Below are 20,960 nucleotides of genomic sequence, written 5' to 3'. Positions count from 1 at the left end.
ATGGATTGCGGACTCGCGGCGCTCGTCCCTCCGATGCGCTGCTTTCCCAGCCACAACCCGGGGAGGCACCGACGGGTCAGTGGGCGGGAGTCGCGAGTTCTTCCAGGGTGAGGAAGCGCGCGGGCGGGAGGCCGGGGTCGGGGAAGGGATCAAAGGCCTGGAAGGCTCCTGAGGCGGAGGACGCCACGATCGGGAGGGGGGTCCATGGCGTGGCCCAGTCCGGCCGGGTGAGGAGGCGGTACAGGGCACCCGGGGTGCCGGACCAGGAGACGCTGAGTCCGTCCTCTGCCGGGACCGGGGGATGGAGTTTCGGGAAGGGGAGGGTGGCGCGGCGGTCGCGGGTGCGCTCTTCCCAGACGTGTTCGCGGGGTTGGGCGACCGGTTGGAAGGCGATGGAATCCGGCCATTCGACGGGGCCGGCGGCGAGGGCGTGTCCGAGGGAGCCGAGGCGCCCTTCCCAGGTGCCGCGGGCGGCGGGTTCGTAACCGAGGAACACGGCTTGCGCCTCGGGGAAGGACACGGTGAGGGGTGTGGAAGGGGAGATGGCGATGCGGCCGAGGCGGTCCGGGGCGCGGGCTTCGAGGTGATAGATGCCGGCGAGGACATTGGACCAGACGAGGGCGTAGGGCGGGTGGGGGATGGTCCCGAGGGGCTGTCCGTTGGCGAGGAACGTGACAGGGGTGGGGGCGTCTCCATCGGGGACGACGCTGGCGCGAAGGGTCAGCAGGGCCGGGGCGGGGAGGGTGGTGCCACGATCCGGAGCCGCCAGATGGACGGTGGTGGCGGGGATGGGGGCGTCGTCGAGGAACACGCCGCTGAGAACGGTCGTTTCCGAGGGGCGGCCCTCGATACGGATTCGGACCGAGCCATGGACCTCGAAGACGAGGTAGGTTCCGTGGGAGAAGGCCTCGATGCGATGCCGGGCCAGGGGGGTATGGGTCACGGGATCGAGGAGAGCGACCTCCTGGGAGCGAAGGTTGTCGGTATCCCAGTCCAGGATATGGAATCCGAGGGCGTGATGGGCGGGATCGGTGTGGCAGCGCATGCATTCGCCCCAGCCCGGGTAACGCCAGGTCTGCTGGCGGGTGGCACCCTGGTCGGCGGTGAGGAAGGGCTCGTCCAGGCCGGCTGCCGGGACGAGGTGGGCGTCGATGCCGTCCGCATCCCATCGGTAGGTGACGCCATAGGCGCCGGAATCGGTTTTGACGAGGAGGCGGGTTTCCAGGCGGCGGGCGGGTTGGGGGTGGCCGACGACTCCTTCGAGTTCGAAGTGTTTGACCCAGACGGTGCCGGTGGGGAAGGCGAAGGATCCGTCGGGGCGGATGTCGAGGGGGGGCGAGTGGGCGGGGAGGGCGAACCAGCGTTGCTTGATGGCGCGATCGGACCAGAACGGGGCGTTGATGGCGAAGGGATGGAGGCCCGGGGAGGGGGTGAGGGTGGCGAGGTCGGAAAAGAGGCCGGTGTCGGCGAGGGTGGAAGGGAGGCGGTTTGAGGGCGACGGCGGGACGGGGACGAGTTTGCGAGGGCGCCCGCTGGGGTAGTGGACACCGAGGAGTTCGCCGTCGCGGGGGTCGTATCCGAATGATACCAGGCCGGGTTCCATGGCGAGCCATTCGGGTTCCGGCGGGGAGCGGACTGCGGGTGGGCGGGGGCGAAGGTGGGAGCCAGCAGGCAGGCGGAAAGGCAGGCGATGCGGACGGCCCCAAGCGGGAGACCGCTCAGAAGGCAGGGAAGACCGCGCGGGCGAGTCCGGGGGGCGGGGGGAGGAATCGGAGAAGCGCGCAGGAGCATGACTGACGTGCATTACCAGCCGGACCGTCCACGAGAGGGCAAGGCAAATGTCGGGGAGTTGGGAGAGCTGAAACCGATTGACGGATGGGTTCGGAACGTTAGTCTGGCCGGCCCTTTTCGACCGGGGTCCAGAGTAGCTCAATGGTAGAGCACGCGGCTGTTAACCGTGGGGTTGCAGGTTCGAGTCCTGCCTCTGGAGCCAATCCCAGGAGTGCCACCCGGGCGGGCACAGTTCCCACACGGATCCAATTCATGGAGAGCCATGGGGATCGTTCGCCAGTGCCTAGTCGCTGGTGCTGGCCGAGGGTTCCTCGAATCGGAGCTGGAAGAAGCGCGCGGGGTCCTCGGGGTCGATCTCGATTTCCCACGCGCCCGACGGGGTGGAGGCCACGGCGCCCGCGAACGGGGTCCAGATGTCGTGTGGAACCTCCGGGGCCGACACCAACCGCCAGAGGCCGTCCGGGTCTTCCCATCCCAATCGCAATTTCCCATCGGGGCCGGGGCTGGCGACGAGGGGAGCCGGGGTGGGAGGGGGAGGAGCGGTGGAGAAGGGCGGGATGCGGACCAGATCGAGCATGGTGAAGCGGAGAGGTCGCCGGACACCGGATCGAAGGTCAGGTTGCGTGGGAACAGGCGGGCTCCGAGCGAGGTGAGAAGGGTTTGGGCACCGGTCTGGACGTCCACGCGGACCAGGCGGCTTTCCTGCACGGGAACTTCGTCGATGACGTAAAGGAATCCGTTGGCGTAGGTGAGTTGCCGGGCTTCGGTCATGACGCCGTCGGGGACTTCCCGGGAGGTGACCAGGGAGACCACGCCGGTGATCAGGTCCTGGCGGAAGACGCGGTCGCGGCGACCCGTGTCGCTGGTCGTGAAGTAGAGGTCGGCCCGGTCGCCGGCCGCAATCTGAACGATCCCGAGGGGGACCGTGCGACTGCCAAGGATGGGCCGGGTCGTGCCCGTGTCCGGGTCGATGTGGAAGACCGTCTGCGCAAGGGCCGAGGGGTGGGATTGGGACTGGAGCGAGGTGTCCTTGGCGGTGAGGAGAAGTCCGCCGAGGGGGTCGGCATCGAGATCGGAAACGGAGTCGAGCCGGATCGAGGGATCGAGTGGGATGACGGTTCGTTCGAAGGTGGTGCCGTGGATCCGATGCAGAACGAAGTCGGAATTGCCGAGTTGGGAAAAGGTGTAGAAGTGGCCGTCCCTGGCGGCGGCGAGGCGGTGGCTGACGCCGCGGATACCGAGGCCGGGCAGGGTGGCGAGCAGGGTGAGGGCGGCGGTGTCGGGTCGATCGAGAAGAGTTGTGTGGCGGCGACGTCGTCCTGCCGTCCATCGGGGGCCATGCCGAGCAGGCGTCCGTCGGGGGTGATGGCGACAGCCCCGATGATCGTCGAGCCCGCGGGGCTCTCGATGCGATCGCCGGCCGGGGTCAGCAAGGTGACGCCCCCGAAGCCATGCAGGGCCAGCAGGGAACCCAGGGGGGTGACGACCAGGTCCAGGGTTGAGATTGAACCGAAGGCGGCGATGGGGATTTCGCGTTGCTCGCCGGTGACGGTGTCGATGGCGAGGACCCCGTCGAGGCGGCTGACGGAACCTCCGAGGACGATGAAGAGTTCGGGGCCGGCACCTTTGGCGACGAGATTGCGGCCGAGGGCGAAGTTGTTGGGAATGGGGGTCGCGGCCAGCAGGGAGTGGCGGCCGGTGGACCGATCGTATCGCCACACCTTGCGGACAATCCCGTTGCTGCTGGCGCCGGTGGACAGCACGTAGAGGACATCGCCGTCGGCGGCCAGGCCCATGGGATTGATGGGAGCCAGGGCGTCCATGCGACCCGAAGCCGGGTCGAGGCGGGTCGTGGCGGTCACGATGTCGCCGGGGCGGACATCGAGGGCCGGGGACGGGATGGGGACGAGCGAGGCGAGGAGCAGGGCGGCAAGCGCGCCGGCGCGGGGGAGGGAGAGGAAGGGGTGGGGCTGGGAGGTGGGGGTGGAAAGGAGCCTCATGAAAATGGAAGGGGGTCCGGGTGGGAGATTGACGGGATCGGTTCTCGGGGGTGACGACCAAGGGTGTCAATGGTGGAGATGCTCCGGGGTTCCCGTCGTACTCGTAATCGTACTCGTAATCGTAATCGTAATCGTACTCGCCCAGCCCAGTTCGCACGCGGAATGGGAGCGGTGCATCCCGAAGTTGTGAACGAGAAGGCAGCGAATCGGAGGGACGAGCTCAGCGAGTCCTCAACCCAACGCTCCACACCCTTGCGGCCTCGTGGAACTCGGCCCTCCGAAAGGTGCGCCTGCGGAATCGAGGACGGGGACGAGTCCCGCCCATTGGGCTGGGTACGAGTAGGGAGGAGGGAGAAAGGAGGTGGAGCGATGGATTGCGGACTCGCGGAGCTCGTCCCTCCGATTCACTGGGTCTTCACAGCGGCTTGGGGATGGACCGCTGGAGTGGCGGCGGGTTTATACGGCGTGACAGGGGGCGGCGAGATTGGGTAGCAAGCCGGGACCTTGAGGTGCGAGAACGACAGGGAGGGGACTCGTCGGGATTGGAACCGGCTCCGAGGGAGGAGCGGGCTGTTGGCGTTGGGGGTGGCGATGCTGGGGCTGGCGGCCTGGTGGTGGATGACGGGGAGGGGGGACGACGGATCGCTGCGGCGGGTGCGCGAGGCGGAACGGTTCCGGGTGGGGTATGCGGTCGAGGCGCCGTTCGCCTTTGTGGATGCGACGGGGCGGGTGACGGGGGAGGCGCCGGAAGTGGCGCGCCGGGTGGCGGCGCAGGTGGGGTTGGAGCGGCTGGAATGGCGGCAGTACGAGTTTGGCGAATTGATCGGCGCCCTGGAGGACCACGAGATCGACATGGTGGCGGCGGGGATGTTCGTGTCGGCGGAGCGGGCGGTGCGGGTGCGGTTTTCGCGGCCGACCTGCCGGGTGGCGCAGGGGTTGCTGGTGCTGGCGGGCAATCCGCGGGGTCTGCACTCGTACGGGGACATTGCCGGGAGGGGGGCCCGGGTGGCGATCGTGGCGGGGTCGGTGGAGGAGTCGCTGCTGGAGGCGACGGGGGTGCCGGCCGAGCGGCGGGTGCGGGTACCGGATGCGGCGGCGGGACGGGCGGCGGTGGTTTCCGGTTTTACGGACGGGCTGGCGCTTTCGGCGCCGACGATCCGGTGGATGCTGGCCAATGGCCGGGCGGAAGGGTTGGAGATGGCGGAGCCGTTCGAGCCGATGCGACAGGATGGCGAGGAGGTGGCGGGGTATCCGGCGTTTGTGTTTCGTCGGGGGGACCGGACGCTGGGCGAGGCTTGGGACCGGGTGCTGGAGACCTTTCTGGGCAGCATGGAGCATCGGGAGCTGGTGCGACCCTTTGGGATCGGGGAGGACGAGCTGGTGCATCTGACCGTGAAGGACGTGTTGTGAACGGATGAAGGCGACGGACACCATGCCGCGGGGTCTGCGGGAGACGGAACTGGGGATGCGTCCGTGGACACGATGGGTGGTGGTGGCGTCCCTGGCGATGTGCGGGGCGATTGCCTGGGTGCACGTTCAGCAGCGGGCGACGATCGGGCGGGCGGCGGGGTTGGTGGATGGGTTTCGGCAGGCGCGGCTGGACCTGGCGCAGGGTTATCTGCACGCGAATCTCGGCGGGCGTCCGGGGGCGCCGTTTGACCGGCAGCAGGGGATGGCGCTGCTGGACCAGGGGGTGGTGGGGTTGGTGCGGTTGTTGGGGCAGGGGCTGGTGCGGGAAGGGGCGACGCCCCAGGAAGTGGAGGTGCTGGACCGGCTGGCGGCGGTGGCGGCGACCTTCCGGCGGACGATCGACGAGACGATGGAGCGCGGGGAACGGCCGGCGTTGGAGAGCGAGCTTCGGATCGGGTTCTACGAACTGGACCGGCTGGCACGGGAGGTGGACCGGATACAGCAGGCGCAGTTGCGCCGGTTGTCGGCGCGGATGGACCGGCAATTCTGGTGGGCGATCGGGGGGGCTGTGTTGTTGCTGGGCGGGATCTGTCTTGGGGCGTACGGGACGGAGCGGGCGCATGCGCGGTCGGTGATGGCGTTGCGGGCGAGCGAGGACCGGTTGCAGACGGTGGTCGAGCATCTGGGCGAGGGCGTGATGGTGGCGGACCCGAAGGGTCGGATGCTCGTCTGGAACCGGGCGGCGGCGGAGCGGTTTGGGTTCGAACCGGAGGACCGGGAGGAAGGCGGTGTGGGGCGCCTTGGGAAACGGGTGCGGATGAGCACGGCAGGCGGGCGGCGCATCGATCCCGGCGGGACGCCCATGGAGCGGGTGCTCCGGGGTGAAGCGGTGAGCGGGGAGGAGTTGGGTGTGTCCCGGGGGGACGGTGGCGGGGACCGGATGCTTCGTTTCGACGGGGCGCGGGTGCGGGATTCGCTGGGTCGGGATCTGGCGTTCCTCTCGTTTTCGGACATCACGGCGAGGAAGGAGGCGGAATCGAGGGCCCGTGCGCAGCACGAGGCCACCCGGGTGCTGGCGGAGGCGACGTCGCTGGCGGAGGCGGCGCGGCGGATTCTTGAGTTGCTGGGCCGGAGTCTGGGCTGGGAGGTGGGGGATTTCTGGAAGGTGGACCGGACGAAGGGACGTCTGCGATGCATTGAGGTGTGGATGGCACGGGAGGAGGAGGCGGCGGAGGCGGAAGGATTCTCAGCGCGGAGTCGTGAGCTGGTGTTTGCGCGGGGCGAAGGGTTGCCCGGGCGGGTGTGGGCACGGGGCGAACCGGTGTGGATCGCGGACATCACGGTGGAGGAAGGCTTTCTTCGGAGGGCGGTGGCAGCCCGGATTGGATTGCACGGCGCCATTGCGTTCCCGGTGGAGCGACGGGGGGAGGTGCTGGGCGTCATGGAGTTGTTCAGCCGCGAGGCGCGGGAACCGGATGGGGAGCTGATGGCGACCTTTGCGACGGTGGGGACGCAGATCGGGCATTTCATGGAACGGACGGAACTGGAGGAGCAGTTCCGGCAGACCCAGAAGCTGGAGGCGATCGGGACCCTGGCCGGGGGCATCGCGCATGATTTCAACAACATCCTGTCCGTGATCATGGGCTATGCGGGTTTGGCCAAGCACGAGACCGCGGGGCAGCCGGCGACGCAGGAGCATCTGGAGGCCGTGCTGGCGGCGGGGCAACGGGCGACCGAACTGGTGCGGCAGATTCTGTCGTTCAGCCGGCCGCAGGATCACGAGCGGCGGATCGTCCAGTTGCGTCATGTGATGGTCGAGGCGCGGAAGCTGTTGCGGGCCACGGTGCCGACCACGGTGGTGTTCGAGTCGGAACTGGCGGCGGACACGCCGCCGGTGCTGGCGGATCCGACCCAGGTGCACCAGGTGGTGATGAACCTGGTGACGAACGCGGTGCATGCGATGGGGGATTCGGGCGGGAAGCTGGGCATGCGCCTTGTGGGGGTGCGGCTGGACTCGGAGTTCACCGCGGCCCATCTCGGGCTTGCGCCCGGGTGGTATGCACGATTGAGCGTCACCGACACCGGGCACGGCATGGATGCGGCGACGCTCGAGCGGGTCTTCGATCCCTTCTTCACCACCAAGGAGCCCGGGGTTGGCACGGGGCTCGGTCTGGCGGTTGTGCGCGGGATCGTTCGCAACCATGGCGGCGGGATCACCGTGTACAGCCAGCCCGGGGAGGGGACGCGGTTCGACCTGTATTTTCCCGCGGCCGACACGGATGCGCGGGAGGTGTCGGCCGAGCCCGGGCCGGTGCCGCGCGGGAACGGGGAACGGGTGCTGGTGGTGGATGACGAGGAGGCCCTGGCAACGGTGTGCCGGCGGATGCTGGAGAGCCTGGGCTACCTCGCGGAAGCCGTGATGGACCCGTCGGCCGCGCTGTCCCGGGTGGCTGCGGAGCCGGGACGTTTTGCGCTGGTGATCACCGATCTGACGATGCCGGGCATGACGGGAACGGAACTGGCGGCGCGGATGCTGAGGTTGAGGGAAGACCTGCCGATCCTCTTGACGACGGGATACAGCGCGACCTTGAACGCGGAGCGCGCGCGGGCCCTGGGGCTGCGCGACCTTCTGATGAAGCCCGTCACGCTGCGGACCCTGGGCGAGGCGGTGGCGCGGGCGCTGGCGGCGGCGCGGGTTGAGGCCGGCCAGCCGGGTGACAACGGGAGTCCCGATCAGGCGGGCGGCCCGCCGGGTTCGGTGGATACCGGCAGTCCGGGGCAAGTGTGAAGACCATGAAACCGGTAACGGGGTCCGATGATGACAGGGACCGCTTCGATGGCGGGATGCAGGCGTTGGGGACTGCCGGCCGGGCACGGAGGCTGGTGGCGGGATGGTTGGTGGGTTTGGCCGCGGTGGCAGGTGGGGCGGCCGAGGGCTTCCGGGCCGGGAGCGCGTCGGTGGACATTTCGCCGGTGGCGTTGCCGGTGATCGTCAACGGGATGTTCACGGAGCGGACGGCCTCGGAGGTGGCGGATCCCCTGCGGGCACGGGCGCTGGTCCTCGACGACGGGAGGGAGCGGCTGGCGATCGTGGTGGTGGACACCTGCATGGTGCCGCGCGCGTTGGTGGATGCGGCGAAGGCGGAGGCGCATCGGGCGACGGGGATCGCCGTGGAGCGGATGTTGATTTCGGCGACGCACACCCATTCGGCGCCGGCGGCGATGGGATGTCTGGGCAGCCGGGTGGATCCGCGGTATGCGGCGTTTCTTCCGGGGCGGCTGGCGGAGGCGGTGCGTGCGGCGGCGCGGCGGCTGGAGCCGGCCGAGGTGGCCTGGGGGGTGGTGGATGCGTGGGAACACACCTTCAACCGGCGGTGGATCCGGCGTCCGGACCGGATGCTGGACGATCCGTTCGGGCAGCGGACGGTGCGGGCGCACATGCATCCGGGGCACGAAAGTCCCGATGCGGTGGGGCCGTCGGGTCCGGTGGATCCGGGCCTGTCGGTGGTGGCGGTGCGGAAGGTCGGGGGCGAACCGCTGGCGGTGCTGGGGAACTTCTCCCAGCACTATTACGGGTCGCCGTTGCTGTCCTCGGATTACTTCGGGCGTTTCGAGGACCATTTGCGGGGCATGCTGCACCCGGACGGCGGCGGGGAGGCGTTTGTGGGGATGATGTCGCAGGGGACGAGCGGGGACCTGATGTGGATGGATTACGGCGCGCCGGCGCGGGACATCGGGTACGACGCCTATGGGCGGGAGATGGCTGGGAAGGTGGCGTCGTTGTACCGCGGATTGCGGTTCACGCGGGATCTCACGCTGGGCATGGCCGAGCGCCGGATCGGGCTGGGTTACCGGGTGTCGGACGCGAGGCGATTGGAATGGGCGCGGCGGATGGCGGACGGGCTGGGAGAGAGGTTGCCGGGGACCCTGCCGGAGATCTACGCGCTGGAGGCGCTGCACTTGCAGGAGCGGCAGCGGACCGAACTGGTGTTGCAGGCGGTGCGGATCGGGGAGGTGGGAATGACGGCGATGCCCAACGAGGTGTACGCGTTGACGGGGTTGAAGTTGAAGGCGCGCAGTCCGTTGCCGGCGACCTTCAACATCAGCCTGGCCAATGGGGCGGAGGGCTACATTCCGCCTCCCGAACAGCACCGGCTGGGCGGGTACACCACGTGGCCGGCGCGGACCGCGGGGTTGGAGGTGGAGGCCGAACCGCGGATTGTGGAGACGCTGCTGACCTTGCTGGAGGAGGTGTCCGGGCGGCCGCGTCGGGCGGAGGCTGCGTTGGAAGGTCCCTATTGGAGGGCCGTGCTGGCGTCGCGCCCGGTGGCGGCGTGGCGCCTGAACGAGATGGACGGTTCGGTCGCGAGGGACGGATCGGGGAACGGATGTCACGGCGCGTATGAAGGGGGCGTGGCGTTGTATCTGCCTGGAGTGGGGAGTGGCGAAGGCGTCTCGCCCCGGGCCGCCCTCGAGCCCTCCGCGTTCTCGGGTCCGGATGGCATCAACCGGGCGCCGCACTTCGCGGGCGGGCGGGTGCGTGCGCGGGTTCCGGTTGGGGAGGGTGACGGGACCGTGGTCTTCTGGTTTTGGAACGGATTGCCGGCGGAGGCGCGGGGGTTGACCGGGCATCTGCTGGCGTGGGAACGGGCAGGGCGGGTGGAGGGTTTGGGAATCGGAGGAACCGATGCGGGGGCCGGTGCGGGTCGATTGTTCTTCGAGGGTGGGGCGGGGGAGGCACGGACGATGGCGGGCCGGACTGAGCTGGGGCAACGGCGCTGGCATCGGGTGGCCATGGTGCGACGCGGAGAGACGGTGCGGGTGTACCTCGACGACCGCCGGGAACCGGAGATCGAGGGACGTGTCGTGGGGGTTGGCGGCGGAGGTGAGGCGACCTTGCTTCTGGGTGGGCCCGGGGAAGGTGACACGGGTCTGGAAGGGAAGATCGACGAGGTGGCGGTGTACGACCGGGCGCTGTCGTGGGACGTCCTGGCGGAACAGTTCCGGGCCTCCGGGATGCCGGCGACGACCGTGGCGGGGATTCCGACCGCCTACCCGCCGTTGTCGCCGGAAGCTTCGTTGGCGCGGATCCGGGTGTCCCCGGGATACCGCGTCGAGTTGGTGGCCGCGGAACCGATGGTGGTGGATCCGGTGGCGTTCGATTGGGATGCGGAGGGACGTTTGTGGGTGGTCGAGATGTCGGACTATCCGCTGGGCATGGATGGCAACGGGGCGCCGGGCGGGCGGATCCGGGTGTTGGAGGACACCGACGGTGACGGGCGGTACGACCGGTCTGAGGTGTTTGCGGAGGGGCTGAATTTTCCGACCGGCGTCATGGCGTGGCGGGATGGAATCCTCGTCACGGCGGCGCCGGAGGTGCTGTTCCTGCGGGACACGAATGGGGACGGGCGGGCGGACGAACGGGAGGTGTTGCTGACGGGGTTTCTCGAAGGGAACCAGCAGTTGCGGGTGAACGGTCTGCGCTGGGGTCTGGACGGGTGGGTGTATGCGGCGGCGGGCGGTCACCATCGCGGGCACGGGGCAGGGACGGTGATCCGGTCGCTGCGGGCGGGACGGGAGGTGGCGGTGGGCAGCCGGGATCTGCGGTTTCGTCCGGACACCGGGGAACTCGAGCCCCAGTCGGGACCGACGCAGTTCGGGCGGAACCGGGACGATTGGGGGCGATGGTTCGGGACGCAGAACAGTTGGCCGCTGTGGCAGGAGATCCTGCCGGACCATTACCTTCAGAGGAACCCGCATGTGGCGGCGCCGGACCCGATGCACCAGATCCTGAGTCCGGCGAACCCGCGGGTGTACCCGGTCCGGCCCCCGGAGAAGCGGTACCACAGTTTCGAGCAGGCGGGGCACTTCACCTCGGCGTGTTCCGGGATGATCTATCGGGACCGGTTGCTGTTCGCGGGCGATGCGCGCCCGCAGGCGTTCGTCTGTGAACCGGTGCACAACCTGGTGCAGCGGGTGGCGCTGGAGGACGACGGGGTGAGTTTCAGGGCGGTTCGGGTGCCGGGCGAGGAGGAGCGCGAGTTCCTGGCGTCGGACGATCCCTGGTGGCGTCCGGTGATGGTGCGGACGGGGCCGGACGGGGCGTTGTGGGTGGCGGACATGTACCGGTACATGATCGAGCATCCGCACTGGTTGCCGGAGGAGGGGCGGGAGGAGTTGCTGCCGCACTACCGGGAAGGGGACACGCGGGGACGCCTGTACCGGGTCGTGCCGGAGGGCGTTGCCGCGCGGCGCCCGTTGCGACTGGCGGACCGGCCGGTCGGGGAACTCGTCGCGGCCCTCGAGTCGGACAACGGATGGCAGCGGGACATGGCGCACCGGATGCTGCTGTGGCGGGCGGACCCGGGGGCGGTGGGTCCGCTGAGAAACCTCGAGGAACGCAGCCCGAACCGGCTGGCGCGGTTGCATGCGTTGTGGGTGTTGCAGGGACTGGGAGGGTTGGAGCCGTGGCGGGTGGGAAGGGCCATGCACGATCCGCATCCGGGCCTGCGGGCGCAGGCACTGCGGTTGGCGGAGACGCTCGAATCGCCGGAGCTGGTGGAGGCGGCGTCGCGACGGGTGGGCGATCCGGATCCGAAGGTGCGTCTCCAACTGGCGTTCAGCCTGGGGGCCTGGGATTCACCGCGGGCCGGTGAAGCGCTTGGGCAACTGGCGGTCGCGAATCTCGACCAGCCGTTCCTGGTGGCCGCGGTGTTGAGTTCGGTCCTGCCGCATGCGCGGGCGGTGGCGGACGCGGTCGCACGGGCCGGGGCCGGGGCCTGGGAACCGCTGGCTGCGCCGATGATCCGGATGGCGCTGGGGACCGGGCAACGGGATGTGCTGGCCCGGTTGGTGGAGCCGATGCTGGCGTTGGAGGGGGAACGATTCGAGCCCTGGCAGATGGATGCACTGGCGCGGTTCCTGGACCTGTTGAGCCGGGAGAAGATCGACTGGCGCCGGTTGGGCGGGTCGGACCCGGGCGATCCGTTGGCCGGTTGGGAACGACGGGCCGAGACCCTGATCGAGGCCGCGAAGGCCGGGGTGGAAGACCCTGCCGCCGGAACGGAGTTCCGCCTCGCCGCGGCTTCGCTGCGGATGCACGACCCTTCCGGTCGGGAACCGGCGATGGCCTCCCTGGCCGCGATGTTGACACCCGCCGTTCCGATCGAAGTGCAGCGTGCCGCCCTCGGGCGACTGACCGCCAGCGGGGATGCCGCCGTGCCGAAACTCACGCTGGCGTCATGGTCCGGTCACGGGCCGGAGATCCGGGGAGCGATCCTCGATGCGTTGTCTTCGAGGGCGTCGTGGGCGGCACAGGTGCTTCAGGAGGTGTCGGACGGGACGCTGGCGGCGCATGCCTTCGATGCGAACAGGAGGACGCGCCTGTTGCAGCACGGGGACCGGGCCGTCCGCGAGCGGGCGCAGGCGGTGTTTTCCAGGGAAACGCACACCGACCGCCGGGAGGTCATCGAACGGTTTCGTCCTGCGCTCACCCTGAAGGGCGACGCGGGCCGGGGCCGGGACACCTTCCGGCGCCTGTGCGTTTCCTGTCATCGGTTGGGGGACGAGGGTCAGGACGTGGGCCCCGACCTGGGATCGGTTCGCGGGCATTCCCTGGAGAAGCTCCTGGTGAACATCCTGGACCCGAACGCCGATGTGCAGCCGGGCTATCAGGCGTACTCCTGCACGCTCCGGGACGGGGAGGAATTGTATGGGGTCATCGCCGCCGAAACGGCCAACAGCGTCGTGCTGCGGCTGTCGGACGGGAGTCTGCGGACGGTGCTGCGACGGGACCTCGCGGAACTGCACGACGCAGGAATCTCGCTGATGCCGGAGGGATTGGAGGCGGATCTTGGCGTTCAGGAGATGGCGGATCTGCTGGCGTGGCTGAGCGGCGGGGATGGGGGGCGGTAAAAGGGGGGAGTGGCGAGTGGTGAGTGGTGAGTGGTGAGTTGCGAGTTGCGAGTGGTGAGTGGGGAATGGGGGGGAGGCTGGCGCTCTTCCCGGCGAGGGCCTGCTGCTCTTGGAATGCAGTGCTCCAGTTCTTGTAGGTGCGGATGTGAGGAAGACGCGGGCCTGAACCTTTTCGGCATCGAAGCGTCTTGGCAGCCTGTACGGAGAGTGGTATGGACTGAACATTCCGGCGATGCACCGTCTAATCATCTCAATGTTGGTTGTGCTGGGACATCCCTCCGCAGGTGCCCAGACGCCGTTCCCCGGAGTTGCTTCAACGCCGCTTGCAAGGTTCGAGTTTGGGGATTGGTCCGATGCTTCTGACGTCGTCGTCCGAACGGAGGCGGGATCGACGCTTCTCCCGATGCGCCGGTGTGCCGTGCGCGTCACAAGCAATCGTGGCGGCATGGACGAAGTACAGATTCAGTCGGTATGGGATTCCGAAACGAGGGAGCTGTGGCTGGGAGAAGAGTCGGACACGCTCGTCTCTATGTCGGGTCGTCTCTATGGTCTGACCTTGAGCGGCGGGGACCTGGTGGTGAACAGGTCGCAATCCGCGGCCTCCATTCCGGGTGGAGAGCGGGCGGTCGTGGAGACGTTCTTAAGGAGGTTTCTCAAGGATCCCGATCCCGCATCCTGGTTGGATCCTGCCATCGGCTCAATGCGGTATCGACTTGATCGGGTGCTGGGTGGCAACGTCATGACTCCTGCTCCGCACAGGTCGAGCGAGGACATCAGGATGACCGTCGCCAGGGTCTTGAACAATGGAGTTGTCCTGAAGGTGGCAACGGCATGGGGCAGGAGTTGCGAGATCCTGTTGTCTTCGGATCAGCGAATCGTCGCTGCTTCCGTGGATGGCACCGGGATTCCGGTTCTCTTCGACGGAGTCGTTCCGGATGTACACACGGGTCAATGGGGTGGAGGCGGGATCGCACCCATCGATTCGGCGCCCGATCCGATGGCCGTACTCCCGTTTTCCCGTTCCTTCCCCATGAAAGATGCCTTGGGTGAAGAGATCGGCTCCCAGGTCCTGCGTGTTGCCGTATCGGTTCCGGGCGGTTCTCTGTGGCGAGGGCCCGTGAACTGCCAGTTGGTCAGTCTGAATGGCAGGCTATTCGGTTTCAGAATGGGTGCGGACGAGAATCTTGAGGTGGTTGAGAGCACCCATGTGACGATTCCCATGAACGAGAACAGCGTCACTGTTTTTCGGCAGCACATTCGTCAGTTTGAGAGTGAGTTTGTAAACAATGGGCTTCGGATTCCACCGGATCGATCCTGGAAGGTCTTGGACCTGCTCGGTGAAAAGGCCCGGGGCATTTTCAATGCCGACTCCAGATTCAGGTGCCGGAAGGTCGCCGTCCGGGAAGGAGCCATTCGTATCACGCTAAGTGCAAGTGATGTAAGAGGGCGTTTTCCGGAGATCAACCTGGGTCCGGAGTTGCAGGTGCTTTCGGTCAACGTCTTGAGAGGTTATCAGGAGCTCGAGGAGCGCGAACTTTAACAGGCCGATTGAAAGGCAAAGTCAGGACGGCACTTGGGAGCAAGGAGTGGGGCGGTACGTGCGGTTTGGTGTGGTGGGAGGGAGCGGGCTGGTGGAGGGGGGAATGGTGCCGAGGAAGCGCGGGTTGGAGGTGTTTTGCGGGCGAGGTTGCCTTACCGTATTCGGTTCGGGTGCTGTAATCAGTGTCCTGTCGCAGTCAACGCAGGGGGGGCCTCTCACGGAGACACCAAGACACGGAGCGGAACCGGGCATCGGACAGGTTTGGATCGGGGTGGAACTTGTAGCCGATCCGCACTGTGGGGAATGGGAGGGGGGGGAGGCTGGCGCTCTTTGCGGCGAGGGCCTGCGGCTTTGGGAATGCAGCGATTCCATCCCTCTCGGCGCGGATGTGTGAGGACGACGGGGGTCTCAACCTCATCGGCGTCGAGGAATTTGACCGCCGCGGTTCGGAGCGCGGAGAGCCGTGTCCGCGGGTTTCGTGACCCTGGCGGGGCGGTGCGGACAGGGCTGTCCGCGCTCCGGAGGAGAGAGGGGTGCACGCCCGGATCACCCTTCGTTCTCGTACTGAGCCCGTAGGGCGGTACTCGTACCCGAAGGGGAGCAACCCATCTTGATCGCGAACCGGGAACTCCGATCCGGGCTGATCGATGAAGTCCCGAAGAAGGTCAGGAGCAGCTCTGCCACCCTCCCATCCCGCGGCCTCCGAACGGATTGCGAAAAGTGCAAAAAAAGTCCGAGGAACCGGTTGACACGGATTCCGCGCTTCGACTACAAACTCCGTCAATCGCCGAGGTTTTGATGACAGCGCAACTCCAGTGCTTGGTTTGGCATCGCTCGCTTCGGGGAAGGGCGTTCGGCAAAGGAATTGTGGCCCCTCGGCCGCCTGTCGTAGTATCCCCCCGTCCCGGAAGCGTCGAATCCTTGGGCGTCGGCGCGCTTTGCACCGTGAAAACGGCGCCCACACTCGCCCGCCGACGCAACGCGATTGTCACGCAACTTCGCTTGACCGCCGATTCGCGGTATGTAACACGCCTATATCCCCTATATCCCCTATATCCCCTATATCCCCTATATCCCTATGGACTCGACTACTAAAGCGAGAGAGGGCTGCAGAGAAGAAATGGCCCTGCGCTGTGTCTGGGGGGGGGGGGGGCACTGGTTTGGGGCTTGCGACTCGCCGGAGCGGCCGTCCTCTTAGTGGCTGCCTTAAAGGTATATTCTCTTTCCAGGCCGGAATTGCGAGAACTTGGTTCCCCTTTGGATCCGGTTCTCCCCTTCGTCTCACGACGGCTGCTGGCCTGGCTCTCGGCCAGTGTGGAAATCCTTCTCGGAACCGCCCTCATTGTTCTCAACCGGGCTTCCATTTCGGCAGCACTAACGAGGCGCTGCCTCAGACCGACGAGGCATGTGGATTATTCTGACGTTAGGGGGCCTCGTCGGCCTGAGGTACCGCATCTTAGGGGTGAAGGAGACTCATGGCTACTTCAGACCTAACCAGGTTGGAGTACAAGGTCCGGGAGCCGGCTTCCGGCCGGCTTGATGGAGTTTCAGTGAGCATCGCGTGCATGCTCACTGCGGTAATCTATAGCCCTGTCCTCAGGCTCCCATTCATCAATCTGGATGATCCGGAATACATTCTTTACAATCGCTTTGTCAGCCAAGGCCTTACATGGGCCTCGATTCAATATGCAATCACACCCAACCTTGGCCTATGGCAGCCAGTCCCGTTGATTAGCCACATGGTTGATTACGATGTCTTCGGACTCAATGCACCCGCGTTTCACTTCACCAATCTACTGATCCACCTAATCAACACCTGCTTGGTCTTCGAACTGCTCCGCCGCAGGCACATATCCCCAATGCCTGCAGGACTATGCGCTACGCTTTGGGCCTGCCATCCACTGCAGGTCGAGAGCGTAGCTTGGGTATCGGAGCGCAAAGGACTGCTTGCTGCGATGTTCTGCCTCATGCTGCTGGTCACCATGCATGGTCCCGGGAGGAAACCGACTACCATCGTTCGCCAGGCAGCGTGGTACAGTCTGTCCCTCGCATCGAAACCTGCTTTCCTTCTCGCTCCTTTGGCCGTTGCTGGCCACCGCGGTTGGCGCAACATAGGCAGGAAATGGCGGTATGCCATCTGCTTTATCGTTCCGGCGACCTTGACGGTTGGGATGTCCCTCTTCGCCGAGTTCCGAATCGGTGCCTTAGATGGAAACCTGGAGCATTTTCAGCCAAGGCGACTTCTAGACCCGGTGATGAACCTGGGTTGGTACCTCCAAAAGGCCGCTATTCCATTCGGGATACCCGTCTATAGACCGTACCGCGATGCCCTCGGGAATCGGGACATTTTCCTCGCCGGGGTAGGCTCCCTTGCAATCCTTGCAACTGTCCTAACTTGGAAGCAACTACCAGGGAATTCCAGATTTGGCCTCCTCTCCTTCTTCCTGCTGATTCTACCATCCTTGGGCTTCCTCCGGATCGGAGCCCACTCAACAGCCGCCAAGTACGCCTATTTGCCGCTGGTTGGGCTTGTAGTCTTCACGTATGCGTTGCTAGCCTACCGAACCAATCGCAGGGCCTGGACTTCGGCGGCTGCCGTTGCAGTACTAATCGCGTATTCCGTTCAGACTCGCCGTCAGCTCGGCTATTGGGAAACGCCGGAAGGACTCTGGCGGCACACCCTGTCCTGCGAGCGGCCTGGCAATTATGTCGCCGAGAACAATCTGGGATCGCTTCTTCTTGGGGCCGGACACTATGACGAGGCCCTAGAGTACTTCGATCGCGCGCTGCGCTGGAGGAATAATGATCCAGTCCTCCATTACAACAAGGGACTTGCGCTCTTCCGACTGGACAGTCTGAGTGCCGCAAGGGATTCATTCGCGCGTGTGCTAGACTACAGGCCATCGGAACCCCGCGCCCTGCGCCAAATCGCTCTTGTCCAGGCTAAGCTGGGGGACATGCGGCAAGCAATCAGTTTTGCCAAGAAGGCTGTTGTGGCTGACCCTTGGTCGCGTGAAGGGTATGACACTCTGGAGAGGTTATATCTGGAGAGCGATCAGCCGGGTAAGGCTCGAAGTATTCTTGGCATCAGAACCATAAACATAGGGACTGAATGAGACTCGCATCAAAATCGGGACTGCTAGTTCTCCAGACTGTTGTCCTGACTGCAACCGGGGCGATACCTCCCTTTCGGGGAGAAGGGAGGGTTGTCCAGCATTTTAGTTACCTTGGGCGCCCCGGTGTTCTGGAGACAGATTTCGGCTTTGCGGTTTCGAACCAATACTGGAAGATCTGGTTGGCCAATGTCGCAATACCTGACAGTGGCAGCCAGCTACGCAAGATTTATGCCGCTGATGGTGCTCAGGTCGTGGGCGTTACTCTTTTCCAGCCCACGGAGACGATCAACGACGGTGTGGGGCAGTTGTTGGAGGGCGGGCTTCCCGGACCGGGGTTCGATCCGATGGTTGGGGCGATATGGTTGGCATGTTGCTCCTGGAGCCAGTTCTCGGGAGTTCGTGCGCCGGACGAGATTGAACCGGTATGGGTATCAGCGGTAGAGCCGCGCCTTGCGGGTTATAAGATGCGTTCGGAATGGGAAGTGCGGGTTGGAGAGCCCCACCTGCCCGATTGGGTGAACTACCTCGATGGGACGGCGACCGGGAAGACGGAGCGGCCGGCGGCCTCCTTTCGTTCGAGCGGTAGGTTGGAATCGGACACTGGCTTGGATATTCCAAGTGAGTTTGCGTTGAAGATCTATCGTGCGTCGACAGATGGGACTGCGCTGGAACCGCGTTTGCAGGTTAGTGGCCAGGTCATAAGTGTGACCAAGGACTTGGCTGGGGTCGATCTTGGGTTGCTTCCTGCAGAGTCCAAGGGCGTAATAGTTCAGGACTTTCGAGGAAAGAGGGCCGGGGGAAGGCCGGTGGAGTACCTGGTGACAAATGGTGTCGTACCACCGAGGGATGATCCCTTCGTTACGTTCGAAGCGGAGAAACAGAAGTTGTATGTCCATAGGGACGGACCTCCGGTAAGGGAACCCGGGTGGGGTCGAGTGTTGGTGTTTGCAGCCATGCTGGGTCTTATGACAATTTTTCTCACCTGGTTCTGGCGAAGTGCCCGAGGGTGAGGCAGTGTGTAGCAAACAACATTAAACAATTGAGCGCCATGAAACACAGAAATCGAGTGCGAAGTTGGATCACGAGCCTTCCGTTCGCTATCGCCTTGTCGAGCTATGCATGCTACTATATGGTAGAATTCCGTGCGTACTCCACCGTTTACTGCGGATCGGCGTCCTGTACTTATAAGAGGAGTATTCCGGCACTCCAGTACTGCACTTCCGGTTACACTTACACAGGTTTCGATGTCTGCACGTTGGGGGCGCAGTATTCGTATAGTACCTGGGTCTACGAATGTCCTTATGCGTGTGACGGCGATGGCTGGTGTGCAATCAGCCACCAAAATGGGCAGTGTGAGAAGATCCTCGAGCTAGGGCCGGATACCCATTGGCGCATGGAGCTGTCAACTATTGGGTGTGGGACTTAGTCTGACATCCGGCGGCGGAGTGGTGAGGGCCCATGTCGAAGGGTTGGCGGGAATAGGCTCAAGTGTCGATTGTTATGCGCACAACAATGCATCGGTTGATCGTTCGCTGCTTCTTGGTCTCAGCGGGCGGCGCATTCATCTTGTCGGGAGTCCTGAAGTTGTCGTGGGTTCTTTCCCAGGATAGGGATGTCTTGAGGCGTGACGCACTGCTTGGCATTGTAGAGTATGACCTTTACATGTTCGCGGGAATCCTCGAAGTCGTCGGGTCTGTGAGCGTTGCATTCTTGAAGTCGAGTGTAGGGGCGTTCATGCTGACATGGATGGGATTCGCAGTGTTCACTTATCGCGTCTTGTCGGGATTTAATGGTTCAGGGATTTGGTGTCGTTGCTTTGGAGCAGTCCCGGATTGGCTCGGGCTTTCGACGTTTTGGACGAGCGTCGGGGCGTGGGCGATGCTGGTATATGTGTGCACGGGTGGGTTGCTGTGCATGAGGATACTGCAAGGGCGGCCTTAGGTTGCAAGGGAGCGCGGTTGTCTGGAGCTGTAAGTCATGCTGGGATGGTGGTGGTTGTGCTTGAGCTTGAAACTTGGCTTCAACGGATTGGCGCTCGATATGACGGTTTTGTTCTGGGCGCTCCTGGTTGCGCGGTACTTGCCTATGGTGGACGCTGAGGAATGAGATGCCTACTCTTGATGTTGATGTTGTGGAGATTGGAGTCACTTCTGACGAGTGAGGTCGCGATCATTGAGCAGCGTGTTGCGGAAGGAGTAGTGGATGCGGGGTGCGGTCATTTGGAGACGCCTTCAGATCGGTTCGAACGGGGAGTTGTCGGCCTTCACCGTTATCGAACTCCTGGTCGTCATCGCGGTGATCGGGGTGCTGACGGGGATGCTACTGCCGGCGTTGTCGGTGGCGAAGGGGCGGGCGAAGACGGCGGCGTGCCAGTCGAATCTTCGGCAGTTCGCGCTGGCGTTTCAGATGTATGCGGACGATCACGGGGACGCGGTGCTGCCGAACCGGGATGGGGAGGGAATTCCCTTGGGGGAGACGTGGGTGGAGGGGTGGCTCGGGCTGCCGGGGCGGGATGCGACGAACACGCTGTTGCTCCGGCGGAGTCTGGTGGGTCCGTATCTTGGGGGTCCGGAGTTGTGGCGGTGTCCGGCGCCGCGGGACCCGACGGTGATCGGGATCCGGCAGGGGCGGGTGCGGACGTTGTCGTTGAATGCGTTCATGGGTTCGCCGGTGGAGGTGCCCCACGCGACGACGTACCGGCGGGTGGGGGATATTGTGCGTCCGGGTCCGGCGGAGGCGCTGGTGTTCGTGGACGAGCGGATCGAGACGGTCAATGACGCGTCGTTCGGGTTGCAGTGGAACTTCGAGGAGGAGCAGCCGGGTCGATGGGTGCTGCGGGACAAGCCGTCGGCGGAGCATGGTGGCGGGGCGAATGTGACGTTTGCGGACGGGCATGTGGAACATAGGAGGTGGCGGGATCGGCGGACGGTGAGTGCTCCCCGGGACGATGCGCCGAGTCCGGGGAACGCGGATGTGTTGTGGAGAACGTGTATCTGGCGAACCTGGTGGCGATCGTGGTGGTGAGTGTGTGGAACTTCTGGCTGAACCTGAGGCTGGGGTGGGTTGGGGAGTGGCGAGTGGGGAGTGGGGAATGGGGAATGGCGAATGGGGGGAGACGCGGGCGCTCTTTTCGGCGAGGGCCTGCGGCTTTGTGAATGCAGCGATTCCATCCTCTTCGGCGCGGATGTG

Annotated in this window: 10 protein-coding genes and 1 tRNA gene; 8 read left to right on the top strand and 3 right to left on the bottom strand. The window is 65.3% G+C overall.

What is annotated here, in order from left to right:
* Nucleotides 1–76: 76 nt before the first annotated feature.
* Nucleotides 77–1,603 carry a hypothetical protein gene (locus KF833_08160; protein MBX3745271.1) on the bottom strand — a complete coding sequence of 509 codons (1,527 nt, stop codon included), beginning with the start codon at nt 1,601–1,603 and terminating at the stop codon, nt 77–79.
* Between the two features lie 315 nt (nt 1,604–1,918).
* Between KF833_08160 and KF833_08155 the strand changes: the two genes are divergently transcribed.
* Nucleotides 1,919–1,993 (top strand) — tRNA-Asn (locus KF833_08155).
* A gap of 81 nt (nt 1,994–2,074) precedes the next feature.
* Here the strand turns inward: KF833_08155 and KF833_08150 are convergent.
* Both KF833_08150 and KF833_08145 read right to left on the bottom strand, forming a co-directional pair.
* The gene (locus KF833_08150; GenBank protein ID MBX3745270.1) at nt 2,075–2,368 is read right to left on the bottom strand and encodes a hypothetical protein; all 294 of its coding nucleotides are present in this window, start codon (nt 2,366–2,368) and stop codon (nt 2,075–2,077) included.
* A gap of 244 nt (nt 2,369–2,612) precedes the next feature.
* Nucleotides 2,613–3,791 carry a hypothetical protein gene (locus KF833_08145; GenBank protein ID MBX3745269.1) on the bottom strand — a complete coding sequence of 393 codons (1,179 nt, stop codon included), beginning with the start codon at nt 3,789–3,791 and terminating at the stop codon, nt 2,613–2,615.
* A gap of 591 nt (nt 3,792–4,382) precedes the next feature.
* Here KF833_08145 and KF833_08140 point away from each other — a divergent pair.
* The 7 genes from KF833_08140 to KF833_08110 all read left to right on the top strand — a co-directional run bounded on the left by KF833_08140 (nt 4,383) and on the right by KF833_08110 (nt 20,795).
* Nucleotides 4,383–5,201 (top strand): transporter substrate-binding domain-containing protein, encoded by an 819-nt coding sequence (locus KF833_08140; protein ID MBX3745268.1) that lies wholly within the window; start codon nt 4,383–4,385, stop codon nt 5,199–5,201.
* Between the two features lie 4 nt (nt 5,202–5,205).
* Nucleotides 5,206–7,989, top strand: coding sequence for a response regulator (locus KF833_08135; GenBank protein ID MBX3745267.1), 2,784 nt, complete (start codon nt 5,206–5,208; stop codon nt 7,987–7,989).
* 5 nt (nt 7,990–7,994) lie between these two features.
* Nucleotides 7,995–13,115 (top strand): c-type cytochrome, encoded by a 5,121-nt coding sequence (locus KF833_08130; GenBank protein MBX3745266.1) that lies wholly within the window; start codon nt 7,995–7,997, stop codon nt 13,113–13,115.
* Nucleotides 13,116–13,347: 232 nt separating this feature from the next.
* The gene (locus KF833_08125) at nt 13,348–14,655 is read left to right on the top strand and encodes a hypothetical protein (GenBank protein ID MBX3745265.1); all 1,308 of its coding nucleotides are present in this window, start codon (nt 13,348–13,350) and stop codon (nt 14,653–14,655) included.
* Between the two features lie 1,739 nt (nt 14,656–16,394).
* A complete protein-coding gene (locus KF833_08120; protein ID MBX3745264.1) occupies nt 16,395–17,771 on the top strand; it encodes a tetratricopeptide repeat protein in 1,377 nt (458 codons plus the stop codon).
* Nucleotides 17,768–18,781, top strand: a complete 1,014-nt coding sequence (locus tag KF833_08115; protein ID MBX3745263.1) for a hypothetical protein — start codon at nt 17,768–17,770, stop codon at nt 18,779–18,781. Before KF833_08120 ends, KF833_08115 begins: the two co-directional genes overlap by 4 nt.
* 1,192 nt (nt 18,782–19,973) lie before the next feature.
* Nucleotides 19,974–20,795 carry a prepilin-type N-terminal cleavage/methylation domain-containing protein gene (locus tag KF833_08110; GenBank protein ID MBX3745262.1) on the top strand — a complete coding sequence of 274 codons (822 nt, stop codon included), beginning with the start codon at nt 19,974–19,976 and terminating at the stop codon, nt 20,793–20,795.
* Nucleotides 20,796–20,960 lie beyond the last annotated feature (165 nt).

This window comes from Verrucomicrobiia bacterium, from assembly GCA_019634625.1.
Lineage (GTDB): Bacteria > Verrucomicrobiota > Verrucomicrobiia > Limisphaerales > CAIMTB01 > CAIMTB01.
The sequence above is the reverse complement of the archived record's forward strand: the minus strand, read 5'-3'. Positions and strand labels throughout refer to the sequence as shown.